Source organism: Rhizobium sp. SG570 (genome assembly GCF_012275345.1).
Taxonomy (GTDB): domain Bacteria; phylum Pseudomonadota; class Alphaproteobacteria; order Rhizobiales; family Rhizobiaceae; genus Rhizobium; species Rhizobium lusitanum.
On the sequence record NZ_JAAZQI010000008.1, the window covers coordinates 253,664 to 278,245 of the forward strand.

Consider the following 24,582-nt stretch of genomic DNA (forward strand, 5'->3'; position numbering starts at 1 on the left):
GAAACTGAGTGCTGCCAGTATGTTAGAGCATGATTGTCGGAAGTGCGACGTGATTTTCGGCTGCGGGCGAAAACTGTCGGCTGGGCGGCAAATCGAGCCCGCAGCATCGCAGGTCTCGAACCTGGCCCGTTAACGAATCCGCCCATTTCATGAGCATCGCTGGTCAATTATGACATCTTCACGGCATGCAATATGCATATGACGCATGGCTCCCATGAGGCGTACCCCCTGCCACGCAAGCTGGCGAGTCCCTATATCCAGCGCATCGAACGGGGTTCACAACGAGCCCAACCAAAAAGGACTAAAAACAATGCCTATCTCCCGCTCTGCATATGTTAGCCCGGCGCTGGCTGGCGAGCGTCGCACCGTACGCCACTCCGTCGGCTCGCTTCGTCAGCTTGAAGTCGAAACGTCCAGGGCAATCGGCACAAGCCGTGGCGATCGCCACTAAGAGTTCATGAGCTACGCGTTCTAATTCGGTCGTGGTCCGGTTCTCCTCCTCCCTCCCCGGATCATGATCAGAACGGTAGAGCCCGCTTGAGCACTCCTCCACACGCTCGCGGGTAAGATCGGTCTAGGCCGATCCAAGGCGGTGCCTCGGCACCGCCTTTTTTTATTTTCTCTCGTCGGAAACAGGATTACGGAAAAGCGACCGGCTCAAGGCCGGTCGAGATGGATGGTGACCCAGCCGTTGCGCCAGATGGTGCGCACATGGCGCAGCTTCGCACCATTATAAGCAGCAAGAACCTTCCAGCGCTGTTCGGCGAGAATGCCGGAAAGAACGACCGAGCCGCCCGGCGCCAGATGTGCCACAAGTTGCGGCGCCATCTTGATCAGCGGACGCGCAAGAATATTGGCGATGATCAGATCGAACGGCCCATGACGCGAAAAGGCCGTGGAATGAAAGCCCGGCGCAGTCTCGAGCGCGATGCCTGAGGAAATGCCGTTGCGGCGCACATTTTCGCGCGCGACGCGCACGGCGACCGGATCGATGTCGGTGGCAAGAACCGGAATATTGCGCAGCTTGCGTACCCCGATCGCCAGCACGCCGCTGCCGGTGCCGAGGTCGAGGGCATTGCGCACACGCCGGCTGGCGAGAACCTTCTCGATCGTCTCCAGGCAACCCGCCGTCGTGCCGTGATGGCCGGTACCAAACGCTTGGCCGGCATCGATCTCGATGGCGATGTCGCTCGAGCCAATCTTGTCGCGGTCGTGCGAACCGTGCACCAGAAAGCGCCCGGCGCGAACCGGCTTCAATCCCTCCAGCGACTTGGCGATCCAATCGACATCAGGAATGATTTCCTTTTCGACGGCAAGCTCGGGAAAGGTCGGCTTCAGCAAGGCGGCAAAGCGAGCGCGCACGTCGTCTTCGTCATCCGCGTAGAGATAGATCGAGGTTTCCCAGATGTCCCTCTTCTCGTCGATCTCGCTGGTAGCGATCGGCAACTCTTCGTCTTCGAACACCGGCGTCATCAGATCGAGAATCTGCTCTGCCTTCTTCTCGGTCGTCGTCACATAAAGGCGGATTTCACTCAACTCGTCGCTCTTTCTCGTTCTTACTCGGCCCAATCGATCCAAGGTGGCTTTGGCGTATCGTAACCGGCTACACTCCGAAGCAGGGCCAGCCGGGCCGGGCCGAATCGCAGGAGTAGCGGTGCCAACAGATTGCGCGCCTCAATGGCCAGCGGATTTATCATGGTGATCAGTCGCGTCAGGCCATAGGTCTGCTTCAACACCTGCTTCACGGCGGGAATTCTCAGCGCCGAATACTCCTGTTCTCGCCCTTCCGCAATGAGCCAGGCAAGCCAGCAGGCATCTTCGATGCCGAGGTTCATGCCGCGCGCGCCGGCTGGCGAATGGATGTGGGCAGCATCACCGGCCAGAAACACATTGCCCTTCGCCATCGGCTCGACATGGCGAAAGTGAATGCGGAACTGCGAGGCCCAGGTCTTCTCGGCAACCTTGGCCGGATGAACGATGCGGCTTTCGAAACCCTCCAGCGTCGAAATATAGCGTATGACATCGGCAGCGACAGGCAGGCGTCCGATCATGCCTGGATCGAAGAGCGAGATCTCCGCGACATGCGTATCGACCGGATCTTCGTAGCGGAAATCCGCGAGATAGAAATAGGCCTCCAGCGCCTCCCCGGGGAAACCGGCACCCAGCGCCTTGCGCACGACAGAATGCGCACCATCGGCACCGACGAGGATATCCGGCCGAACCGTTTCCATCGCGCCGTCGGCATGCCTGAGCGTAACCTCCGGCTTCCTCAAATCGGCCACCTCGCCCGCGACAACAGCCGTTTGCCATTCCGGCGCAATGCCGTGGGTCGAAAGCGCCTCGATCAGCAAGCGTTCGGTGCGGCCCTGCGCCAAAGCATGAACGGCGCTGAAACGACCGTTCACCTGCCGGGTATCCAGCTCGATGAGAGTTTTCTCTCCCGAACGAACGCGAAAATGTTCGATGGGTTGAGCGGCTGCGATGATGCGTTCACCGACGCCGCAGGCGGAAAGCAGCGTCAGCGTGCGTGCATTGACACCAAGAGCTCGGCTCTCCTCGGCGGGTGTCGGGCCAGTGCCGTCATCGATGATGCGCGGCGCGAAGCCGCGTCGGGCAAGCTCAAGCGCGGCGGTTAAGCCGACAGGCCCCGCCCCCGCAATCAGGATGGATCTGGATTTCGCTTTGCCGCCAACCCCGTCGCCCATCTTGGCCCCTATCCCTTCTTGATCAGGTTCTCCAGCTTCTTCACCGCCACGTCCGGATCCTCCTGGTAGGCAATGGTTCCGGCAAAACCGCCGGCCGAATCCAGCAGGAAAACCGAGGCGGTGTGATCCATGGTATAATCGCCGTTCGGTTGCTTTTCGTCCATCGGCACCTTCTTGGCATAGACACGGAACCCCTTGACCATGTCCATCACCTTCGAGGGATCGCCCGAAATGCCGGTAATCCGCTTGGATACGTTGGAAACATACTGGTCCATGATTTGAGGCGTATCGCGCTCGGGATCGACAGTCACGAAATAGGCATTGAGCTTGGTGCCATCGGGATCGACCTTCTGCAGCCAACCGTCCAGTTCGAACAGGGTCGTCGGGCAGACATCCGGGCAATGCGTGTAGCCGAAGAACACGGCCGAAGGCTTACCGCGAAACGCCTGATCGCTGATTGGCTGGCCACTCTGCGAGACGAGTGTGAAAGGCACGCCGTAAGGCCCCGCCGCTGCCGCCTCCGGCGCCCTGCCATTTCCGAAGCTCAGCCAGCCCAATATCCCGGCCACGATCAACACGGCCACCCAGACACCAATTCGCACGCTTTTCATGACTGCAATTCCTTGATCGGCCCCCACCGTCCATCCCGCCTGAAAAATGGCGAAGGACGGTCCTCCAGCCGGTGTAACGGCTCGTCGTGGAGGACGCAATTCAACAAGACGTTTTGACGGAGCCGAAATCGTCGCAGCAGGGGGCCGCTAAGTCTCAAGCGTCCTCCCGGCTCTTCCTTGCCGTTTCGGGCAGACCGAGGCGAAATCTGCCTGTGTGTTAAACCAATCCTAACCTGTCCGCGCCAACATCAACCACAAAAGCAAGACTCGACTTCGCCGGCCGCAGGCAAAGCGCGGCAGACCGATTTCTTTCAGAAGGGCATGACGCCCGCCGGATCAGCCAGGCGTTTTCCGCCGAAGCCACCGGATGCTGCCGCTGCCCAAGCCGCTCCAGCCGATCCCTCTTTTTCAATCGCTAGCGTCGCGTGCCGCCGACGCCAAACGGGAAGTCCTCAATCATGACGAACGCCATCAAACAATCGGGCGCCTACCTGGAAATCGTCTCCTTCCATCTCGGCGATCAGGAGTTTTGCATCGATATCATGGCCATCCGCGAAATCCGCGGATGGGCGCCGGTAACGCCCATGCCGCATACGCCGCCTTACGTGCTCGGCCTCATCAACCTGCGCGGTGCCGTCATCCCCGTCATCGACATGGCCTGCCGCCTCGGTATGAAAATGACCGAGCCATCCGAGCGCTCGGCGATCATCGTCACCGACATAGCTGGAAAACTCGTTGGCCTCCTGGTCGAACAGGTCTCCGACATGATGACCATCAAGAGCGAAGATCTGCAGCCGGCGCCGGAGATCATCCCGGAAACCCAGCGCGCCTTCTGCCGCGGTATCGTGGCGCTGGAAAAGAGCATGGTCTGCTTCCTCAACCTCGATACCATCATCGCCGATCAACTGGCGCAGGCAGCCTGATCTCAACACATTGCCGCAAAAGAGAATCGCCCTGGGGCCAAGGCTCCAGGGCGATCGTTTTTGTTCGACCGACGTTGGCAGGGGTGTAGCCAATGCGCCAGCCATGCAGGCCGTGAACAGACGGAAGCATCGCTTCACTGTTCGTCTTCAAAATTGCATCAAAAAGATGCAATCCGAAAGCAACTAGAAGGAATTCGACAACCAAAGAGTATGACTTTTTTTGGTAATAACCCTCTAACGGTTGTCGATGTGGTATTCTGATAGCTTATTTGGGTTTCCCGTTCTTCCAGCTAACATTCTGACCGAACAGCGGTATTGTCGAAATCGCCATCTTGGCCGAGCCGTCCGTCAATTGCCGCGAATGGATGAGATAGACCAGCGTATCGTTCTTCTTGTCGTAGATTCGGGTCACGACCAGTTTCTTCCAGATAAGCGACAATCCGGCGCGAAACACTTCCTCGCCACTCTGGGACAGATTGATATCGCCGATCTCGATCGGGCCGGTCTGGCGGCAGGCGATGGAGTTGTTGGAAGGATCCTCGAACCAGTTGCCCTTGCGCAATCGGTCTATGACGCTGCGGTCGAAATAGGTGACGTGGCAGGTGACACCGGAGACCCCCGGATCAGACACGGCATCGACCAGAATATCATTGCCTGTCCAATCCACTCCCACCTTGCCGACGACTTCGGCAGAGGCGGAAACAGGAGCCAAAGCCAGCAAAGACGCGGCAATGGCGGCACAGAATTTCGGTGAACTCATCGGTCATCCTCCAATATCAGCCGCGGAGCTAGAGCGGCATCGCTAAGGTAAGAGTGCCGGTGAGCTATGCAAGAGAAGGCCGCCAATGCCGCTGCCTACGAACGACCGCTCAGCGATGGGCGCCGACGGCAGCTCCCATCGCGAGGCGCCATCGCCAGGGCGACAGCGCCTCAAACCACGTCGAGAGCATTTGGCTTCATTTGCTTTCGATCGCGACCCCGCCCGTCTCCAACAGTGACTTGAGGTTGGACAATATCTTCGGCCAGCCACCGGAGACCGCCTCGATGAACTTGGAATTCTCAAGCTCGATCGTATGGGTGACCGTCAGTTTCACTGCGCCGTCGGCCGGCTCAAGCTCCATCACGCAGCGCGACCAGCCCTCGGCTTTCAGCTCCGGCCTGAACTCGTTGCGCCATCTGATGGCAAGACGTCGTGGCGGCTCGAACTCGGCGATTTCGCCCATATCGGCGATACGGCCATCGGGAAAGAGCATCTTCCATGGCGAGCCGACCTTCCAGTCGGTCTCGTGCGTCATGTCGAACCAATACTGCCTGATGAATTCGGGCGTGGTAAGCGCCGACCAGAGCTTCTCCGGCGCGGTGCGGATGAAGGTGACGTAGACGAACTTGCTTCCAGTCATGTCATTTCTCCTTGTTTCAACAGTCGTGCTTGTTGGGGCTATTGGCCGCCCTCGCCTTCGAGCGCCTTCTTCAAGGCCGAAAGCGTGCTCAGCTGCCGATGCTCGAACTTGTTGATCCAGCGCTCGGCGATCTCATTGATCGGCAGAGGATTGATAAAATGCAGCTTCTCCCGACCCTGCTTTTCGGAGGACACCAGATTGGCTTCCTCCAGAATGGCGAGGTGCTTTGCCACCGCCTGGCGGGTCATCCGCAGATCCTCGCAAAGCGCGCTCAATGTCTGGCCGTTGCGATCATAGAGTTGATCCAGCAATTGTCGCCTGCTTGCATCCGCCAAGGCCTTGAAGACCGCGTCATCATTCATATCAATACGGAACCATTTGGTTGCCTCTTTGGATCTTATAGGCAACCAAATAGTTGCCTGTCAAGCAATCTTTGAGAGAACGCGCTGTCGTAGTCGGGGATCACAGAAATGATGGGAGTCGATTGACAATGATGCTTTCGCATCGGATCATTCGCGTCATGATCGCAAACCGCACCACCACGATGCATCTTATCACCACCTCACCCCTTGCAGGGCGAGTGGAAGCTGTGTTGCACTGAGCGAACCGCGATCCATTTCAACCCTGCCGAGGCGAGCAGGGTTGAAATGGTCCTTGCTCTCCTCCCTTATCCCAAGGAGAGCCCATGAATTCCGAACAGGAAGAACCAAGCGAACGACGATCCGGCAAAATCGGACCCGTCGAGATTCGTGCAGCGCGTCCGTCCGATGCCGAAGCGATCACATCGATCGCCAACCTCTCCGGCTTTCGCGCCGGCACGCTGCGCCTGCCCTTCCAAAGCATCGAGGAAACGCAGCAGTGGCTGGATAAGCCTGCGCCCGGTGCGATCAACCTTGTGGCTGTGCTTGACGGACAGATCATCGGCAATGCCGGCCTCCGCCGCCTCACAGGTCGGCGGATTCACGTTGGGCAAATCGGCATGGGCGTGCATGACGATTTTACAGGCCGCGGCGTCGGCTCCGCACTCCTCGCAGCCCTCATCGATACCGCCGACAACTGGCTGGCGATCAAGCGCGTGGAGTTGACTGTCTATGTCGACAACGCACCGGCGATCCGGCTCTATGAGAAGTTCGGATTCGAAACCGAGGGGCGGCTCAGAGCCTTCGCATTCCGCAATGGCGAATATGTCGACGCTTTCACCATGGCACGTCGGAAACTTTGAAAAATTCTGGCGGCGGATGCAGTACCGCCGCCATCCTCACCCGCCGATAAGGTCGAGCCATTCGTCCTCAGTCATGACCTGGACGTCGAATTCCCGCGCCTTGTCGAGCTTCGAGCCTGCGCCCGGCCCTGCCACCACGATATCGGTCTTCTTTGAAACCGAGCCGGAAACCTTGGCTCCCAGGCTCTCGGCCTTGGCTTTCGCCTCGTCGCGGGTGAACTTTTCCAGCGATCCGGTGAAGACAACGGTCTTGCCGGCGACGGGGCTGCCTGAAGTCACCGGCTGCTCGGCCTCCTGAGGCTGCACCTCTTTGAGCAAGCTTGCGATCACCTCGGTATTTCGAGGCTCCTTGTAGAATTCGACGATCGCGCGCGCTACCACTTCGCCGATGCCTTCAATATTGTTGAGATCGTTCCACGCGTCGCCCGCAAGCGGGACCGCTTCCTTCATCGCCATCTCGAAGGCTTCGTAGGTGCCATAAGAGCGTGCAAGCAGCTTCGCCGTCGTCTCGCCGACATGGCGGATGCCGAGCGCGAAGATGAAGCGATGGAGCGCAATCTGGCGCCGTTCGTTGATCGCGGCGTAAAGTTTGCCAACGCTGACCTTACCGAAGCCGTCGATATTCTCCAGCTTGGTAAGCGACGACTGCTGACGCCTTTCCAGGGTGAAGATGTCAGGCGCAGTCTTTATCTGCAGCGCCGGGTCATCGCTCGCAAAGAAGAAGTCGATCTGCTTCGAACCCAGTCCTTCGATGTCGTAGGCATTGCGCGAGACGAAATGCTTGAGATGCTCGGTCGCCTGCGCGCGGCAGATGAAGCCGCCGGTGCAACGGGTCACGGCATCGACCTTGCCGGTCTTTTCGTTGATATCGCGCACGGCATGGCTGCCGCAGACCGGGCATACCCTAGGGAATTCGTAAGGCACGCTCGACGCTTCACGCTTTTCCAACACGACGTCGACGATCTGTGGAATGACATCGCCTGCCCGCTGCACGATCACCATGTCGCCGACACGAATATCGCGGCCGTCGCGGATCGGCTCGCCCTTGTTGCCGATACCCCTGATGTAATCGGCATTGTGCAGCGTCGCATTGGTCACGACCACGCCGCCGACGGTGATCGGCTCCAGCCGCGCGACCGGCGTCAGCGCGCCGGTACGGCCGACCTGGATGTCGATATCGATCAGATGTGTGAACGCCTGCTCCGCAGGGAATTTATGCGCCGTCGCCCAGCGCGGTGAGCGCGAACGGAAGCCGAGGCGAGCCTGCAGTTCCAGGCTGTCGACCTTGTAGACGACGCCATCGATGTCATAATCGAGATCGGGCCGCTGCAGGCCGATCTCCTGATAGTGGCCGAGAATGTCGTTGACGGAATTCAGCCGCTCCATCAGCGGATTGACCGGGAAACCCCATGTCTTGAAGGTCTGCACCATGCCGAACTGCGTATCGGCCGGCATGTCCGACATCTCGCCCCAAGCATAGGCGAAGAATTTCAGCTTGCGGCTTGCCGTTACCTTCGCGTCGAGCTGGCGAAGCGAACCCGCCGCGGTGTTGCGCGGGTTGACGTAGGTCTGTTTGCCCTCCGCCTCCATCTGGGCGTTGAGCGCCAGGAAATCGCTCTTGGCCATATAGACCTCGCCACGCACCTCAACGACCGCAGGCGCGCCCGCTGGCAGGGTCTGGGGAATTTCCTTGATGGTTCTGATGTTGGCGGTGACATTCTCGCCGGTCGTACCGTCGCCGCGTGTAGCAGCACTGACCATTCGCCCGTTCTCGTAGCGGATCGACATCGAAAGGCCGTCAATCTTCGGCTCGGCTGTAAAGGCGATCGAGTTGTCGGGCAAACGGCCGAGGAAGCGGTAAACGCTCGCCACAAAATCCGCCACGTCCTCCTGCGAAAACGTATTGTCCAGCGACAGCATCGGTCTTGCATGCACGACGGGAGCAAAGGTTTCCGAGGGTGCGGCACCTACCCGCCGCGAAGGGCTGTCGGCTCGAATGAGCTCCGGAAACCGCGCCTCGATGGCATCGTTGCGCCGCTTCAGCGCATCGTAGTCCGCATCCGAGATCTCCGGCGCATCCTTGCTGTGATAAAGCGCATCGTTGCGCGCAATCTCCGCGGCCAGATAGGCGAGCGCGGCGGCCGCTTCCTCTTCGGTCAAATCCTCGACGGGCTTCTGTTCGGTGCTCATGAATCGACACTCCCCGATTTCGGAGATGTTTTAGAGCACTTCGAGAAAAAGTGCGAAGCGGTTTTCCGTCCCGAATGCGCAAAAACAAGGAGAAAAATCGGGCAATGGGACGAGGGCTGGAGTGCAGGGATCAGCCGTTGCCTGCCAGCAGCCGCTTTGCAGCCGCCCTCGCCTCTTCGGTCACCGATGCGCCTGCTAGCATGCGGGCGATTTCCTCGGTACGGTCTTTCGGCGCCATGGTGGCAACCCGCGTGGAGATCTTTTCCGAGCCATCCGCAACGGGGCCTTTGGAGATCAGCAGATGAGTCGCAGCGCGTGCCGCGACCTGCGGCGCATGGGTGACGGAAAGTACCTGCACGCGATCGGACAGGCGCTTAAGCCGCTGGCCGATGGCATCCGCCACCGCACCGCCGACGCCCGTATCGATTTCGTCGAAAACAAGGGTCGGCGCGGAACCTCGGTCGGCCAACGCCACCTTCAGCGCCAAGAGGAAACGCGACAGCTCGCCGCCGGAAGCGACCTTGGTAATCGGGCCTGGCCGCGTGCCCGGGTTGGTCTGCACATGGAATTCGACGACATCTATGCCATCGGCCGTCGCGGCCTCCGAATCGCTGGTGATTTCAACCATGAACCGCGCCCGTTCAAGCTTCAGCGCCGGCAATTCCGCCATGACGGCGGCGGCAAGCGCTTCACCGGCATGGTGGCGCTTATCGGAGAGGCTGCGGGCGGCCGCATCATATTCCGCCTTGGCAACGGCAAGCTCGCCAGCCAAACGCGCCAGTCTTTCTTCCCCGGCATCGACATCGGCAAGATCGGAGATCATCCGAACGGCAAGTGCCGGAAGCTCGGTCACCGGCACCGAATATTTGCGCGAGGCTCCGCGGAGCGCAAATAGACGCTCCTCGACCCGCTCCAGTTCCCGCGGATCGTATTCCGTCTTGCGGAGCGCGGCCTCGACTTCCATCTGCGCGTTGGAGAGCTGGTCCAGCGCCGCATCGAGCAGCGCTACGGTGTCTTCCAGCAAGCCTGGCGCCTCGTGGCTCTTGCGCTCCAGCCGGCGCACCAGCGAGGCAATGTGCGGCACGGGAGAAGCATTGCCGTTGAGGAATTCGGAGGCTTCAGCGATGTCGCCGGCGATGCGTTCGGCCTTCATCATCCGCGAGCGGCGCTCGGCCAGATCATCCTCCTCGCCATCCTGCGGCGATAGCTTCTCCAGCTCCTCGACGGAAGCGCGCAGATAGTCCGCCTCACGCGCGGCGCTCTCTACCTGTTCCCTGTGCTTTCGCAATGTCCGGTCGGTGTCGCGCCAGACCTTATGAAGCCTGCCGACCCCTTGCGCTTCCTCGGCAAGACCGGCAAAGGCGTCAAGCAGCATGCGATGCGCATCCGTATCGACAAGCGCACGGTCGTCGTGCTGCCCATGAATTTCGACGAGAAGCTGACCCACCTGGCGCATGAGCTGAACGCTGAGCGCCTGATCATTGACGAAGGCCTTGGTGCGGCCGTCTGCGGACTGGATACGGCGAAAGATCAGGTCGCCGTCGTCGTCGATACCATTGTCGCGCAGCAACTTGCGGGCCGCGTGCTGCGTACCGACATCGAAGACCGCGGTCACCTGGCCACGATCCTCTCCATGACGCACGAGACCGCCATCGCCGCGCCCACCTAGGGCCAGCGACAGGCTGTCAAGCAGGATGGATTTGCCCGCGCCCGTTTCGCCTGTCAAAACCGAGAGCCCGGACTCGAAGGCAAGATCCAGCCGCTCGATCAGGACGATATCGCGGATCGAAAGCTGGATCAGCATCTGCGCTCAATCTCACGTCCCAAGTATAAGTTTCTTGCCCGCTCTGGAAATCCAGGAACCAGTGTTTTCGCTCGGCTCGACGCCGCCGCTCTTCAGCAGCTTATATGAGTCGGCATACCAGCGGCTATCCGGATAATTGTGGCCGAGAACAGCTGCTGCCGTCTGCGCCTCCGGAACGATGCCCATGGCGTAATAGGCTTCGACCAGGCGCGCCAGAGCTTCCTCGATCTGATTCGTGGTTGGATACTGCTCGATGACCACGCGGAAGCGAGCGATCGCGGCAAGATAATCCTTGCGCTCGAGATAGTAGCGCCCGATCTGCATTTCCTTGCCGGCGAGCTGGTCGCGGGCAAAGCGAATCTTCTCCTGCGCGTCGCTGACATACTGCGATTTCGGATAGTTGTTGACGAGCTTGGTCATCGCCTCCATCGTCTGCTGCGCGGCGCGCTGATCCTGGGTCACGTTGACAATCTGCTTGGCGTAGGACGAACCGACGAGGTACTGGACGTAGTCAGCATCCTCGGAGCCGGGATATTGCTTGAGATAGCTATTGCCTGTCTGCACGGCATCATCATAGCGACCTGTGCGGTACTTCACGAAAGTGCTCATCACCAGCGCCTTGCGCGCCCATTCCGAGAATGGCTGCTGCTGGTTGATGGCATCGAACTTTTTACCGGCCTCCGTCATATTGCCTGCCTTGATGTTGGCAAGGCCCTGATTGTAGAGCAGTTCCGGCGGATCGGTCTCGACACCGAGCTTGGTGATGTCGATATCCTTTTTCGTATTACAACCCGTCACCACCGCACCGGTACCAGCGAGGAGAAGCGATACGAGCAAAGCCCGTGTTGTAATCTTCATGCTTTCAGACCTTGCAAAACCCATCGGATCACTGTCCCACTAGCCGTCGTTGCGGAGACGGCATTCTCTCGCTGGCGTTTCTAGCCGCAAAAACACCATCAGGGCAACGCAATGATGATGCATTAACGCATTTTTGTGGCGAAGACCGCATATCAGCGGGCTTAATCACTGTTTTGACTGGGAATTCTTTCGCCGGTCTCCCTGACTTCCATGTCCTGCACCGACTGAAGGCAAACCTCGCGAATCTCCCGCCAAAAAAAGAGCCGCTCCTCATCGGAGCGGCGTCGTTTCCTGTCTAAGGTCTGAAAATCACGCCGACCAGGGCGCGAATTCCGGCGCGTTGACCGGAACGAAATCGCGGCTGTGAGCACGCTGACGCGGCGCCGATGTTTCGACGACATCGTAGGCGCTGGGATCGCTGAGCAATGCCTTCAGAGCATTCGCATTCATACGATGACCGCCGCGATAGGAACGGTAATGACCGATGAACTGCGCACCTGCCATCGCCAGATCGCCAACGGCATCCAACGTCTTGTGGCGAACGAATTCGTCCTTGGCGTAACGCAGACCCTCAACGTTGATGACCGTATCGTCGTCGGAGATGACAACGGAATTTTCCAACGACGAACCCAGCGCGTGACCCGAAGCCCAGAGGCGTTCGACATCGCGCATGAAACCGAAGGTGCGAGCGCGCGACAGTTCGGTCTTGAAGGTCTCGGCGGTCAGGTCGCCTTCCCATTTCTGCCGGCCGATCAGCGGGCATTCGAAATCGATCTCAACCTCGAACCGCGTGCCGTCATAGGGACGGAATTCGCACCAGGAGCCGCCAGCCTCGATACGCACCGGCTTGGTAACCCGGATGTAACGGCGCTTGACGCCAAGCGAAACGATACCAACCTGCTCGATGGCCTCGATGAACGGAAAGGAACTGCCGTCCATGATCGGCATTTCAGCGCCCGTAACTTCGATGGCGACGTTGTCGAGACCAATAGCGTAGATAGCCGCCATGACATGCTCCACAGTCGCGACGGAGCGCGACGGCGAGAAGCCGAGAACGGTGCAGAGATCCGTATTGCCAACCTGCGAGGAAACGGCGCGCAGTTCCGTCACGTCGCCATTGTCATGCAGACGCTGGAAAACAATGCCGCTACCAGCCTCGGCTGGATAGAAAGTGATCGACACATCGGCGCCCGAATGAACGCCTATACCCGAAAGTGTCACGGGGTTTGCAATGGTGGTCTGAAAACCCAGCAATCCGATTGCCATATAAGTTCTGCCTTCGTCTATCTGATCCAGGCCGGGCGGTCATCTTCGGACGCTTACCTTATTGCCGGTTCAGTCTGTTAATCATGCTGCGGGCGCCACATACGTTCATCATTGAATGTGATTCCGCAGGCTTGCTTGGTAACTACATACGCGCCGAGGCATCGCATTCCAAATCACTGTTTCTTTCGCTTTGTTACGAAAGCAGTTGCTTGAATTTGCAGGATAATTTCAGATACGACAACGAGTCTGAAATATGGAAAACCGGGATCTTTCGACCCCGGTTTTCTCAAAGATGGTTAGCAACCTATTAAAAGGCCGCCCAATATTGGCTCAGTTCGACTGACGACGCAGGAAGGCCGGAATTTCGAGCTGATCGTCTTCATGGCTCGTCATGCGTGCCGCCGGAACCTGGCGGCCCTGATCGTCGAGCTGGCCGCGACGCGGTGCGTAGAGGCTCGCTTCCGGCGACGGCGCACGACGCTGCTGCGGAGCGGCAGCGGCCGGAGCCATCATATCGTCGAAAGCAGGATCTTCGTCGCGACGACCAAGCGAATTGGTGATTCGCTTCAGCAGGCCCATGGGACCGCGCTCTTCGGCAGCCTGAGCGGCGACCGGCTGGGCGCGATGTTCCATCTCGGCCTTAACCACCGGCGGGAAGTCTTCCACCTTCGGCATGCGGACCTGCTCGGGAGCCTGACGGATGATCGGCTGCTGCTGCATGACCGGCGCGGGCTGCGGCTGAACCGGAGCCTGACGGACGGGCTGAGCTTCCGGCGCTGCCGCAAAGATGCGGCTCTGCGGACGGAAGTTCTCCTCAGGCGCTGAAGCCTGCGGCATGACCGGCTGCTGCTGAACTTGAGGCTGACGACCCATCTGGATTTCCAGCTCGCGTTCCAGGTCGGCTTCGGCAGCACGAATGGTCTGGGCGACCGGATCGATGGTGCGAGGAGCCGGAGCGGTGTGGGCCTGCGCGACATGGGCAGGCTGAGCTGCGGCCGCTGCCGGGGCGGCGGCCGCGGAAGGACGGATAGCCGGCTTCGCGACCGGGCGGAATTCCATGCCCCTGTCGGCCGCTTCGTTCATCGCACGGTCGATACCCGTTGCAACGACGGAGACGCGGATGATGCCTTCGAGCGATTCGTCGAAGGTGGCGCCGAGGATGATGTTGGCGTCCGGATCGACTTCTTCGCGGATGCGGGTCGCAGCCTCATCGACTTCAAACAGGGTGAGGTCGCGACCACCGGTGATCGAGATCAGCAGGCCCTGTGCGCCCTTCATCGAGGTTTCGTCGAGCAGCGGGTTGGCGATGGCGGCTTCTGCAGCCTGCATCGCGCGGCCCTGGCCGGAAGCCTCGCCGGTACCCATCATGGCGCGGCCCATTTCGCGCATGACCGAGCGGACGTCGGCGAAATCGAGGTTGATGAGACCTTCCTTCACCATCAGATCGGTGATGCAGGCAACGCCCGAATAAAGAACCTGGTCGGCCATCGAGAACGCGTCGGCGAAAGTCGTCTTGTCGTTGGCGATGCGGAACAGATTCTGGTTCGGAATGACGATCAGCGTGTCGACCGACTTCTGCAGTTCCTGGATACCCATTTCAGCAAGCCGCATGCGACGACCGCCTTCGAAGTGGAACGGCTTGGTGACGACGCCGACGGTCAGGATGCCCTTGTTGCGGGCGGCCTGCGCGACAACAGGCGCTGCACCCGTGCCCGTGCCGCCGCCCATGCCGGCGGTGACGAAGCACATGTGCGTGCCGTTGAGATGATCGATGATCTCATCGATGCATTCCTCGGCAGCTGCGCGGCCGACTTCCGGCTGCGAACCGGCGCCGAGACCTTCCGTGACGTTGACGCCGAGCTGGATGATTCGCTCGGCCTTCGTCATCGTCAGCGCCTGCGCGTCGGTGTTGGCGACGACGAAATCGACGCCCTGCAAGCCTGCCGTGATCATGTTGTTGACAGCATTGCCGCCGCCGCCGCCGACACCGAACACGGTGATACGCGGCTTAAGCTCGGTGATGTCTGGCTTATGCAGCTTGATAGTCATTGTACCCGTTCCTTCTCTCTATGGCCGCATCGCCACGCCGGCCAATTCACTCGATTTCACTTGCCTGACGCCTACCCCGGAAAGATTTGCCGGGATCAGGCATTCAAAAACTCTCTTTCAGCCATTGGCCGACACGGCCGATCCGGCTGTTGTTACCTCCAAGCGACGAGAGCAAGCCGCTGCTCGGCGCATGTGTCTCCATGTCCGCAACCTGCGGATAGATCATCAGGCCCACCGCCGTCGAAAAAGCCGGCCCCTTGGCCGCGGTCGGCAGGCCGGACACGCCCATGGGGCGGCCGATGCGGACATTGCGGGCAAGAACGCGGCGCGCCACGTCGGGCAGGCCGGTCAACTGGCTGGCACCGCCGGTCAGGACGACGCGCTTGCCGACGATCGGGCTGAAGCCCGAGCGCTGAATGCGATCACGGATCAGCTCGAGGGTTTCCTCGATGCGGGCCTTGACGATGCGCGACACCAGAGCCTTCGGCACCTGCGTCGGCTGATCGCGCTCATCCTCGCCGATTGGCGGAATGGAAATCAGCTCGCGCTCATCCGAGGAGTTCGCCAGCGCGGAGGCGTGCACCACCTTCAGCCGCTCGGCATCCTCGATGCGGGTCGAAAGGCCGCGGGCAAGATCTGTGGTCACATGATGGCCGCCAAGGCTGACGGCATCGGTATGCACCAGCTTGCCTTCGGCAAAGACCGAGATCGTCGTCGTGCCGCCACCCATATCGATTGCGGCGCAACCAAGCTCGACTTCGTCATCGACGAGAGCGGCAAGGCCGCTGGCATAGGGAGTTGCCACCATGCCCTCGACCGACAGATGCGCACGATTGATGCAGAGCTCGAGATTGCGGAGCGCCGCACGCTCCGCCGTCACGACATGCATGTCGACACCCAGCACATCGCCGAACATCGCCAGCGGATCGCGAATGCCGCGCTCGCCATCGAGGGAATAACCGGTCGCCAGCGAATGCAGGACGGCACGCTCCTGGCGGATCGACTGCTGGCAGGCCGCGGCCAACACTTTCTTGAGATCGTTGCTTTCGACTTCCTGACCGCCCAGATCGATCGTCGCGGTATAAATATCGCTGCCGAGGCGTCCGGCGGAAACATTGACGATCAGGCTATCGACGGTAAGGCCCGCCATGCGCTCAGCCGCATCGACGGAGAGCCGGACCACGCTTTCCAGCGCATCGAGATCTGCGATCACGCCGGTCTTGATGCCGCGGGAGCGCTGATGGCCGATGCCGATGATCTCGATATTATGCGTGCGGTTCGGGAGAACCTGGCTCTCCTCGCGCGGTGTCAGCCGGCCGATCATGCAGACGACCTTCGTCGAGCCGATGTCGAGGACCGATACGATATGCGACCGCTTCGAGGACAGCGGCTTCAACCGAGGCAGGCCAAAATGGGACGAACCGAACAAGCTCATGTATCCTGCCCTGCTTTCTTCAAAGCCTTGTTTCTGGCGTCGACAGCAGCTTCACGGCGAACCGCTGCGTCTGGGGTCAATTCAATGGCGGTACGATCACCGAGACGGAGATCAACGGCGGCGATGTCGCGCTGCAGAAGGTTCTGATCCTTATCGAGCTTGGTCAGCCGGGCGAGCGCGCCATCGATATTGTCTTCCGGCAATTTGATGACTACGCCGTTGTCGAGATAGAGATCCCACCGGCGACCGGCGACGCGTACAAACGCCCTCACGTGGTCGCGAATATCCTGCCACTTGGCGAATTCGTCATCGATGGAAGCGGCTGCCGTTTCAGCATCGCGGCCGACGAAGAGCGGCAGCTTTGCGAACTTGTTGTCGCGCAGTGGCGCGATCACGCTGCCGTCCTTCTGGATCAGCGAAAGCTCGGAGCCATGCTGCCAGATGGCATAGGCCTTGCGCTCCGTCAGCTTCACCTCGACAGTTCTGGGATAGACCTTGCGGACTTCGACGCTCTGCACCCAGGGCAGATTGGCGATCTTCTGGCGAGCCGCATCCGCATTGAGGGCGACCAGCGACGTCGTGCCATCGAGACCGAGCAGCTGCAGGATCTCGATTTCCGACGTTTCGTCGTTGCCCGAAACCTTCACGTCCTCGATGGCGAAACCGGCAGCCGACGTCGTCGCCTCGGCGACAGCCTGGCTGTGCCCGCCGATCGACATGCCGTAAAGACCCGTCACAGCCAGGAGTACAAGGGTGGAAACCGTGCCCGTATGAGCTGGAATGTTAACGCGGCCCGAGCCGAGACTGACCAGGAAGCGTACGGTGCGGCGCATCGGGCGCGGCAGCACGAACGTATCCTCGACATCGTCGATGGCGAGCGGGACGCGATGACGGGACCGCCTCATATTTTTGACCGTCAGCGCAAACAAGACGCGTCCTCCACCATCCACCGGAGAAATTCACCAAAAGCGTAGCCGGCGTGAGCGGCCATTTCGGGCACCAATGAGGTAGGCGTCATGCCCGGCTGAGTATTGATCTCCAGCCAAACAAGTTCACCCTCTTCGGAAAAGCGATCGTCAAAACGGAAGTCAGACCGACTGACGCCACGGCAGCCGATAGCTTCATGCGCCCTTAACGATAATGTTTGTATGTTTTGGTAAAGATTTGGTGAAATTTCCGCCGGAAGCACATGTTTTGATCCACCATGGGCGTACTTGGCGTCATAATCATAGAAACTGTGACCCAGCGGCACGATCTCGGTGACGCCGAGAACCTTGTCGCCCATCACCCCGCACGTCAGTTCGCGACCCGGAATATAACGTTCGACCAGCACTTCATCGCCATAGCGCCACTCCGAAGACGTGATGATCTGCGGCGGATGCGCCTGATCCTCCTTGACGATGACGACGCCGAAGCTTGACCCTTCGCGCACAGGCTTGACGACATAGGGCGGCTTCATCGGATGCTCGCCGACAATGCCGAAGCGATCCATGACGATCGAACTGGCAACGGGAATGCCGGCCGCTGCGGCAACCGTCTTTGCGCGGGATTTGTCCATCGCGAGAGCGGAGGCGAGCACCCCGGAATGCGTGTAGGGGATCTGCAGATATTCAAGAATACCCTGAATGGTGCCGTCCTCACCGAAAGGACCGTGCAGCGCGTTGAAGACCACGTCGGGCTTCATTTCGGCCAGGCGGCTGGCGACGTCGCGATCCACGTCGATGCGGGTAACCTCAAATCCTTCGGCTTCGAGGGCATCAGCGCATGCCTTTCCCGAGGAAAGGCTGACCGGCCTTTCCGAGGAAAATCCGCCCAAAAGGACAGCCACATGCTTGCCACCCATCAATACCCCCAGTGTTTACAGTCTCTTCTCTGCGTTCGCTCGACCTCGCCTACAGCGATTCTCGCCCCGCTTTCCATGGTCCGATTAGAACGACATTAAGGTTAATGAAGCGTTTACTTTCGTTAACTTTCGGTCGCCCTGCCGATGGCCGGTTTTCTCGAATCAAATCGGTCTAAAGAATTCTGCCATTGGAATCAGAGAGTTGCTACTTTTGAATGTCGACATTTAGATTTTTTTAAACAAAGAGGCCCGCATCGAGGGGTCCGATGCGGGCCTGAAAATCTTAAACCGACGCTGATCTCATTCGTTGTCGTCGACCAATTTCCAGACGAGTCCCCCTAACGCGCCACCCACGATCGGCGCCACCCAGAACAGCCAAAGCTGCTGCAACGCCCAACCGCCGACGAACAGGGCCTGACCTGTCGAACGGGCCGGATTGACCGAGGTATTGGTGATCGGGATCGAAATGAGGTGGATCAGCGTCAGCGAAAGGCCGATCGCGATCGGCGCGAAGCCGGCCGGCACCTTGCTGCTCGTCGAACCGAGAATCACAACCAGGAAGAACAAGGTCAACACGATCTCGGCGACCAGTGCCGATAGCAGGGGGTAGCCACCCGGCGAATGTTCTCCGTAGCCGTTTGCCGCAAAGCCGCCGAGCTGGAAGTCGGCCTTGCCGCTCGCAATCAGATAGAGCACGGCCGCCGCCACGACCGCGCCGACAACCTGCGCGACTATATAAGGAATGAGCTGCCCGGCGGGGAAACGACCCGCAACCGTCAGACCAACCGAAACGGCTGGGTTGAAATGGCCGCCCGAGATACCGCCGACCGCATAGGCCATGGTCAGCACCGTCAAACCAAACGCAAAAGCAACACCTAGAAAACCGATACCGAGGCTCGGAAATGCCGCGGCGAAGATTGCACTGCCGCAGCCGCCGAATACGAGCCAGAACGTCCCAAGAAACTCAGCAATGAGTTTTTTCTGCATTAACCCTTCTCCTGTGCCCGCAACCGAAGCGAAAGTCAGCCATTTTTAGAAAAAGATCTCGGGAAGGACTCGCCGAAGACACGCCCACTCAGTGGCAAACATTCGCTTAGTTGCTCGCGAATCAACCATTACGGTTAAACAATAGCATGCAACCGGTGATTTCTTGTTCATTTAGCGTTTGCGTCGAATAAAAATTACGCTAAGGAGACCTTTTACTCGCTAAGGTAACCTTAGCGTCATCTAAAATGGTGGGACCATGACTGACGCGATAACTCCTTTATCGCCGACCCCCTCGTCATCGAACAATGCTGTTGCGAATTCCCCGGCACGTGTTCTGATCGCGAGCCTCATCGGCACAACGATCGAATTCTTCGATTTCTACGTCTATGCAACGGCGGCGGTTATCGTCTTCCCGAAGCTGTTTTTCCCTGCAAGCGATCCGACCTCGGCGACGCTGCAATCCTTCGCGACCTTCTCCATCGCCTTCTTCGCGCGCCCGATTGGCGCGATGATCTTCGGCCACTTTGGTGACCGAATCGGCCGAAAGGCGACGCTCGTCGCGGCATTGATGACCATGGGCCTCTCGACCGTAGTGATCGGTCTGCTTCCGACCTATGAATCAATCGGCGTTGCGGCTCCGCTCCTGCTGGCACTTTGCCGTCTTGGCCAAGGCCTTGGTCTCGGGGGCGAATGGGGCGGCGCGGTGTTGCTCGCCACAGAGAACGCGCCGGAAGGCAAGCGCAGCTGGTACGCGATGTTCCCACAGCTCGGCGCCCCCATCGGCTTCATCCTTTCCGCAGGTCTCTTCCTGACCCTCCGCGAAAGCATGACGGATGCCGACTTCCTGAGCCATGGCTGGCGTATCCCCTTCCTGATCAGCCTCGTATTGGTGGCAGTCGGCCTCTATGTCCGACTGAAAATCACCGAAACACCGGAATTCCGCCGCGCCATCGAAAAGGAAGAGCGCGTTTCCGTTCCGATCGCTGTCATCTTCCGCTCGCACCTCCGCAGCCTCTTTCTCGGCACGATCATCGCGGTCGCGACCTTCGTGCTGTTCTATCTGATGACGGCATTTACCTTGAGCTGGGGCACCAGACCGGCGGGCACCGGGCCGCTGCCGGCAGGTCTCGGCTATTCGCAAGGCCAGTTCCTCGTCGTTCAGCTCGTTGGCGTCGTCTTCTTCGGCCTGATGATTCCGATCTCCGGCCTGCTCTCGGACCGCTATTCGCGCAGGCTGGTTCTGGTGCTCACGACCATCGGCATCTTGATCTTCGGCCTGTTCTATTCATCGCTGCTGACCGCCGGCCTTGCGGGCGCCTTCGCCTGCTCGATCATCGGCCTGGCGCTGATGGGCTTCACCTACGGTCCGATCGGAGCGGCATTGGCTGCCCCCTTCCCGACCGCCGTGCGTTATACCGGTGCCTCGATGACCTTCAATCTCGGCGGCATCGTCGGTGCATCGCTCGCTCCCTATATCGCCACCTGGCTCGCAACGAACTACGGCTTGGTCTACGTCGGCTACTACTTGACGGCCGCGGCAGCGCTCTCGCTGATCGGCATCGTCCTGTCGGGCAACGACGAAATCTGAGAATATTGCGATAACCAATTGAAAAGGCCGGGTGAAAACCCGGCCTTTTCAGTTGAATCAATTTGTGAGCTACAGACGGATGAGAATACCCTACTCCGTCGTGACGCCCTGGAACGGACGAACTTCCCGGCCGGGCATGAAGCTGCCGAGGCGCTTGATTTCCCATTCCAGCTTGACGCCGGACTTCTCGAAAACCTCGCGGCGAACCTGCTCGCCCAGATATTCGAGATCGTAACCGGTTGCCTGCTCCATGTTGATCATGAAATTGCAGTGCAGCGACGACATTTGCGCGCCGCCGATGACAAGACCGCGGCAACCGGCCTCATCAATCAATTTCCAGGCGGAAAAACCATCCGGATTCTTGAAGGTCGACCCGCCGGTCTTCTCCCGAATCGGCTGCACGGTTTCGCGATGCGCCCGCACGGCATCCATCTCTGCGCGGATCTTGGCCTTGTCCTCGGGATAGCCCTCAAACAGAACATGGGTGAAGATCAGATCTTCCGAAGCGTCGGAATGTCGATAGCTATAGCCCATCTCGGCATTGGTCAGCACATGCTTCTCGCCCTTGCGGTCGACCGCGTGCACCTGGACGACGCGTTCGCGTGTCTCGACGCCGTTAGCGCCGGCATTCATACGCGCCGCGCCGCCGATAGTGCCCGGTATGCCGTAGTAGAAATGGAAACCGCCAATGCTGTTGTCCATCGCCATGGCCGCGACGTGCTTGTCCGGGCATGCGGCGCCCGCCAGGATGCGGTTATCGCCCTGGAGTTCGACAGAGCCGAAGCCCTTGGCCGAAAGCCGCAGGACAATGCCCGGGATGCCGCCATCGCGCACCAATATGTTCGAACCCACGCCAACCACCGTCAGCGGCACTTCTTCCGGCAGGATCTTCAGGAACGCAATGAGATCGTCCGTGTCGTGCGGCTGGAACATCAGCTCCGCCAACCCGCCGGCGCGAAACCACGTCACACGATCCATCGGCGCATCCGGCGTCAACCGACCCCTGATGTCCTTTACACCGTCGCCGAGCGACGCCAGAAGCTTTTCCCCATTTACCTGTTTCATGCGGACTTACCCGAGAGGCCTTCCAATTCCTTTGGCAATGATGCTGCCCAATACGTAATGCTGCCAGCCCCCAACAAAACCACAAAATCACCCGGTCGCGCAATCTCCGCAACCATGGCGGCAAGATCTTCCTGCGATGGCAGATAGCGCGCGTCGCGATGGCCACCAGCCTTGATGCGCGAAACCAGCGTCTGCGAATCTACGCCTTCGATCGGATCCTCGCCGGCGGCGTAGACGGGTGCCAGGAAAATGCTGTCGGCATCGTTGAAGCAGGCGGCGAATTCCTCGAAGAGGCTCGACAGACGCGTATAGCGGTGTGGCTGGTGGACAGCGATGACACGGCCATTGCAGGCTTCGCGCGCGGCCTTCAGCACCGCCTTGATTTCGACAGGGTGATGGCCGTAATCGTCGAAGACCTTGATCCCGTTCCATTCACCTGTCAGCGTGAAGCGGCGCTTGACGCCGCCGAAAGACGCCAGCCCCTTGGCGATCGCCTCGCTGGAGATGCCGAGCCGGTTAGCGACGGCAACCGCCGCCGTCGCATTGGAAATATTGTGCCGACCGGGCATCGGCATCACGAGATCCTTGATGTGGATCACCTTGCCGGTGCGGCGCCTGCGGATTTCGACGTCGAACAGCGACCGCGTGCCGTCGATGCGGACATTTGCAAAGCGCACATCAGCCTGCGGGTTCTCGCCATAGGTGATGATCTTGCGGTCCTCGATGCGACCGACCAGGGACTGGACTTCCGGATGGTCGATGCACATGACGCCGAAGCCGTAGAACGGCACGTTCTCGACGAACTGCCGGAAGGCGGCGCGGACGGCATCGAAATTGCCGTAGTGGTCAAGATGCTCCGGGTCGATATTGGTGACCACAGCGACGTCGGCCGGCAACTTCAGGAAGGTGCCGTCCGATTCGTCGGCTTCGACCACCATCCATTCGCCCTCGCCCATGCGCGCATTGGTGCCGTAGGCATTGATGATGCCGCCGTTGATCACGGTCGGATCGAGCCCGCCGGCTTCGAGCAGCGTTGCCACCAGCGACGTGGTCGTGGTCTTGCCATGCGTGCCGCCGATGGCGATGGCATTGCGGAAACGCATCAGCTCGGCAAGCATCTCGGCACGGCGCACCACCGGCAACAGCTTTTCGCGCGCGGCAACGAGTTCCGGATTGCTCTTCTTGATGGCAGTGGAGACAACAACGACTTCGGCATCGCCGAGGTTTTCCGCCTTGTGACCGATATGGACCGGGATGCCCTTGTCGCGCAGCCGCTGCACGTTGGCGCTTTCCGATTGATCGGACCCCTGCACGCGATGACCGAGGTTATGCAACACCTCGGCAATGCCGCTCATGCCGATACCGCCGATCCCGATAAAATGTACAAGGCCGATTGCCTTCGGCAGCTTCATGCGCCTGCCCCCTTGAATTGCTGAATTGAACGTCCCCCGGCAATAGCCTCAACTATGTCGGCGAGCAAGTTTGCCGCATCCGGCTTGCCTGCCTGTTTGGCGGCAGCCGCCATCTTTGCGAGCTTCTCCGGCATCGTCATCGAACCGCGCAGAATGGTCGAAAGCTTCTCCGGCGTAAGCTCGGATTGCGCGATGACCTTGACGCCGCCGGTTGCCGCAAGCGCTGCCGCATTGGCGGCCTGATCATGATCCAGCGCATGCGGATAGGGCACGAGGATCGCCGGGCGGCCGATGACGGCGAGCTCGGATACCGTCGAAGCCCCGGAACGGCACAGAACCAGATGCGCCGCACCGATACGCTCGGCCATGTCGGTGAAGAACGGCGCTATATCCGCGCCCATCTCCAGCCTTCTGGTGCAGCTGTTGACCGTCTCCATATCCTCGGGTCGCACCTGCTGTGTAATCCGCAGGCGCTTGCGCAGCGGCTCTTCCAGCAGGCTGATGGCCGTTGGCACCGCCTTTGAGAAATACTGAGCGCCCTGACTGCCGCCGAAGACGACCAGGTTGAAAGGATCATCCGGTACAGAAGGCACATAGGGCCGCTTGGCAGCCTCGATGACGGCCGGGCGCACCGGGTTGCCGGTCGTCACCGTCTTTTCCGAAAAGGCGCCGCCATCTTCCACCAGGAAACCGCCCGCGATCGCGCGTACCCGCGTCGCAAGCATCTTGTTGGCACGCCCCATGACCGCATTCTGTTCATGGATCATCGACGGCACACCCATGCGGGTGGCGGCCAGCAGCGGCGGAACGGTCGGGTAGCCGCCGAAGCCGACGACGCAGAGCGGCTTGATTCTATTGATCAGCTTGCGCGCCGCGCGCATGCCCGTCCACAGCGTCAATAAGGCGCCGGCAACCTTCAAGGGATTCTTGGAGCCGATCGTCGCCGAGGGCACGACATGGATCTCATCGGCAGGAAACTTGCCGGCATAGCGTTCGGCGCGGCTGTCGGTGACGAGGTGCACGGAATAGCCGCGCTCCTTCAGCTTATAGGCCAGCGCCTCGGCCGGAAATACGTGACCGCCGGTTCCGCCGGCGGCAAGAAGGATAGTACCTTTACTCATAATCTTCGCTCCCGCGAATACCCCACTACTCGGGGCATATCCCTAATATAGGAAGCCGCCTCGACCGCGTCATCAACGCGGGCCAAGCCTCCCTCATAGACGG

The 24,582-nt window shown here is 59.9% G+C and carries 21 protein-coding genes; 3 read left to right on the forward strand and 18 right to left on the reverse strand.

The annotated features are described in order from the left end of the window. Window positions 1–657 precede the first annotated feature (657 nt). The 3 genes from FHT28_RS18175 to FHT28_RS18185 are packed head-to-tail and all read right to left on the reverse strand — an operon-like array spanning window position 658 to window position 3,316. Entirely contained in the window at window positions 658–1,536 is an 879-nt protein-coding gene (locus FHT28_RS18175) for a 50S ribosomal protein L11 methyltransferase (RefSeq protein ID WP_037202705.1), read from the reverse strand. Between the two features lie 20 nt (window positions 1,537–1,556). Next, window positions 1,557–2,705 (reverse strand): NAD(P)/FAD-dependent oxidoreductase, encoded by a 1,149-nt coding sequence (locus FHT28_RS18180; protein WP_168596965.1) that lies wholly within the window; start codon window positions 2,703–2,705, stop codon window positions 1,557–1,559. Between the two features lie 8 nt (window positions 2,706–2,713). After that, entirely contained in the window at window positions 2,714–3,316 is a 603-nt protein-coding gene (locus FHT28_RS18185; RefSeq protein ID WP_168596966.1) for an SCO family protein, read from the reverse strand. 458 nt (window positions 3,317–3,774) lie between these two features. On the opposite strand from FHT28_RS18185, the gene FHT28_RS18190 reads away from it, so the two are divergent. Beyond that, the gene (locus FHT28_RS18190) at window positions 3,775–4,239 is read left to right on the forward strand and encodes a chemotaxis protein CheW (protein WP_034504287.1); all 465 of its coding nucleotides are present in this window, start codon (window positions 3,775–3,777) and stop codon (window positions 4,237–4,239) included. Between the two features lie 265 nt (window positions 4,240–4,504). Here FHT28_RS18190 and FHT28_RS18195 read toward each other — a convergent pair whose 3' ends face one another. The 3 genes from FHT28_RS18195 to FHT28_RS18205 all read right to left on the reverse strand — a co-directional run bounded on the left by FHT28_RS18195 (window position 4,505) and on the right by FHT28_RS18205 (window position 6,001). Continuing rightward, window positions 4,505–4,999, reverse strand: a complete 495-nt coding sequence (locus FHT28_RS18195; protein WP_168596967.1) for a CreA family protein — start codon at window positions 4,997–4,999, stop codon at window positions 4,505–4,507. Between the two features lie 196 nt (window positions 5,000–5,195). Further along, the gene (locus tag FHT28_RS18200; RefSeq protein WP_037202708.1) at window positions 5,196–5,639 is read right to left on the reverse strand and encodes an SRPBCC family protein; all 444 of its coding nucleotides are present in this window, start codon (window positions 5,637–5,639) and stop codon (window positions 5,196–5,198) included. Window positions 5,640–5,677: 38 nt separating this feature from the next. Then, window positions 5,678–6,001 (reverse strand): metalloregulator ArsR/SmtB family transcription factor, encoded by a 324-nt coding sequence (locus FHT28_RS18205; protein ID WP_047558067.1) that lies wholly within the window; start codon window positions 5,999–6,001, stop codon window positions 5,678–5,680. 323 nt (window positions 6,002–6,324) lie between these two features. On the opposite strand from FHT28_RS18205, the gene FHT28_RS18210 reads away from it, so the two are divergent. Continuing rightward, entirely contained in the window at window positions 6,325–6,861 is a 537-nt protein-coding gene (locus FHT28_RS18210; RefSeq protein WP_168596968.1) for a GNAT family N-acetyltransferase, read from the forward strand. 36 nt (window positions 6,862–6,897) lie between these two features. Here FHT28_RS18210 and ligA read toward each other — a convergent pair whose 3' ends face one another. The 9 genes from ligA to aqpZ form a co-directional block, all read right to left on the reverse strand. Beyond that, window positions 6,898–9,051, reverse strand: a complete 2,154-nt coding sequence (gene ligA / locus FHT28_RS18215; protein WP_168596969.1) for an NAD-dependent DNA ligase LigA — start codon at window positions 9,049–9,051, stop codon at window positions 6,898–6,900. A 130-nt stretch (window positions 9,052–9,181) separates the two neighbouring features. Next, window positions 9,182–10,855, reverse strand: a complete 1,674-nt coding sequence (gene recN, locus FHT28_RS18220) for a DNA repair protein RecN (RefSeq protein WP_037202712.1) — start codon at window positions 10,853–10,855, stop codon at window positions 9,182–9,184. Window positions 10,856–10,867: 12 nt separating this feature from the next. Further along, window positions 10,868–11,737, reverse strand: a complete 870-nt coding sequence (locus tag FHT28_RS18225) for an outer membrane protein assembly factor BamD (RefSeq protein ID WP_173410968.1) — start codon at window positions 11,735–11,737, stop codon at window positions 10,868–10,870. Window positions 11,738–12,022: 285 nt separating this feature from the next. Further along, window positions 12,023–12,979: a UDP-3-O-acyl-N-acetylglucosamine deacetylase gene (gene lpxC, locus FHT28_RS18230; RefSeq protein WP_037202714.1), complete on the reverse strand. Its 957-nt coding sequence runs from the start codon at window positions 12,977–12,979 to the stop codon at window positions 12,023–12,025. 330 nt (window positions 12,980–13,309) lie between these two features. Continuing rightward, window positions 13,310–15,028 carry a cell division protein FtsZ gene (gene ftsZ / locus FHT28_RS18235; RefSeq protein WP_047558074.1) on the reverse strand — a complete coding sequence of 573 codons (1,719 nt, stop codon included), beginning with the start codon at window positions 15,026–15,028 and terminating at the stop codon, window positions 13,310–13,312. Between the two features lie 103 nt (window positions 15,029–15,131). Then, window positions 15,132–16,463 (reverse strand): cell division protein FtsA, encoded by a 1,332-nt coding sequence (gene ftsA / locus FHT28_RS18240; RefSeq protein ID WP_037202716.1) that lies wholly within the window; start codon window positions 16,461–16,463, stop codon window positions 15,132–15,134. Continuing rightward, complete coding sequence (locus FHT28_RS18245) at window positions 16,460–17,368, reverse strand: cell division protein FtsQ/DivIB (protein ID WP_210255783.1); 909 nt, start codon at window positions 17,366–17,368, stop codon at window positions 16,460–16,462. Before FHT28_RS18245 ends, ftsA begins: the two co-directional genes overlap by 4 nt. A gap of 11 nt (window positions 17,369–17,379) precedes the next feature. After that, window positions 17,380–18,306 carry a D-alanine--D-alanine ligase gene (locus tag FHT28_RS18250; protein WP_047558077.1) on the reverse strand — a complete coding sequence of 309 codons (927 nt, stop codon included), beginning with the start codon at window positions 18,304–18,306 and terminating at the stop codon, window positions 17,380–17,382. A gap of 300 nt (window positions 18,307–18,606) precedes the next feature. Next, window positions 18,607–19,293: an aquaporin Z gene (aqpZ, locus tag FHT28_RS18255; protein ID WP_047558078.1), complete on the reverse strand. Its 687-nt coding sequence runs from the start codon at window positions 19,291–19,293 to the stop codon at window positions 18,607–18,609. Window positions 19,294–19,549: 256 nt separating this feature from the next. On the opposite strand from aqpZ, the gene FHT28_RS18260 reads away from it, so the two are divergent. Next, entirely contained in the window at window positions 19,550–20,881 is a 1,332-nt protein-coding gene (locus FHT28_RS18260) for an MFS transporter (protein WP_037202724.1), read from the forward strand. 90 nt (window positions 20,882–20,971) lie between these two features. On the opposite strand, the gene murB is transcribed toward FHT28_RS18260, so the two are convergent. The 3 genes from murB to murG are packed head-to-tail and all read right to left on the reverse strand — an operon-like array spanning window position 20,972 to window position 24,479. Then, window positions 20,972–21,946, reverse strand: a complete 975-nt coding sequence (gene murB, locus FHT28_RS18265; RefSeq protein ID WP_047639882.1) for a UDP-N-acetylmuramate dehydrogenase — start codon at window positions 21,944–21,946, stop codon at window positions 20,972–20,974. After that, window positions 21,943–23,358, reverse strand: coding sequence for a UDP-N-acetylmuramate--L-alanine ligase (gene murC / locus FHT28_RS18270; RefSeq protein WP_037202727.1), 1,416 nt, complete (start codon window positions 23,356–23,358; stop codon window positions 21,943–21,945). Before murC ends, murB begins: the two co-directional genes overlap by 4 nt. Beyond that, a complete protein-coding gene (gene murG, locus FHT28_RS18275; RefSeq protein ID WP_168596971.1) occupies window positions 23,355–24,479 on the reverse strand; it encodes an undecaprenyldiphospho-muramoylpentapeptide beta-N-acetylglucosaminyltransferase in 1,125 nt (374 codons plus the stop codon). Before murG ends, murC begins: the two co-directional genes overlap by 4 nt. Window positions 24,480–24,582 lie beyond the last annotated feature (103 nt).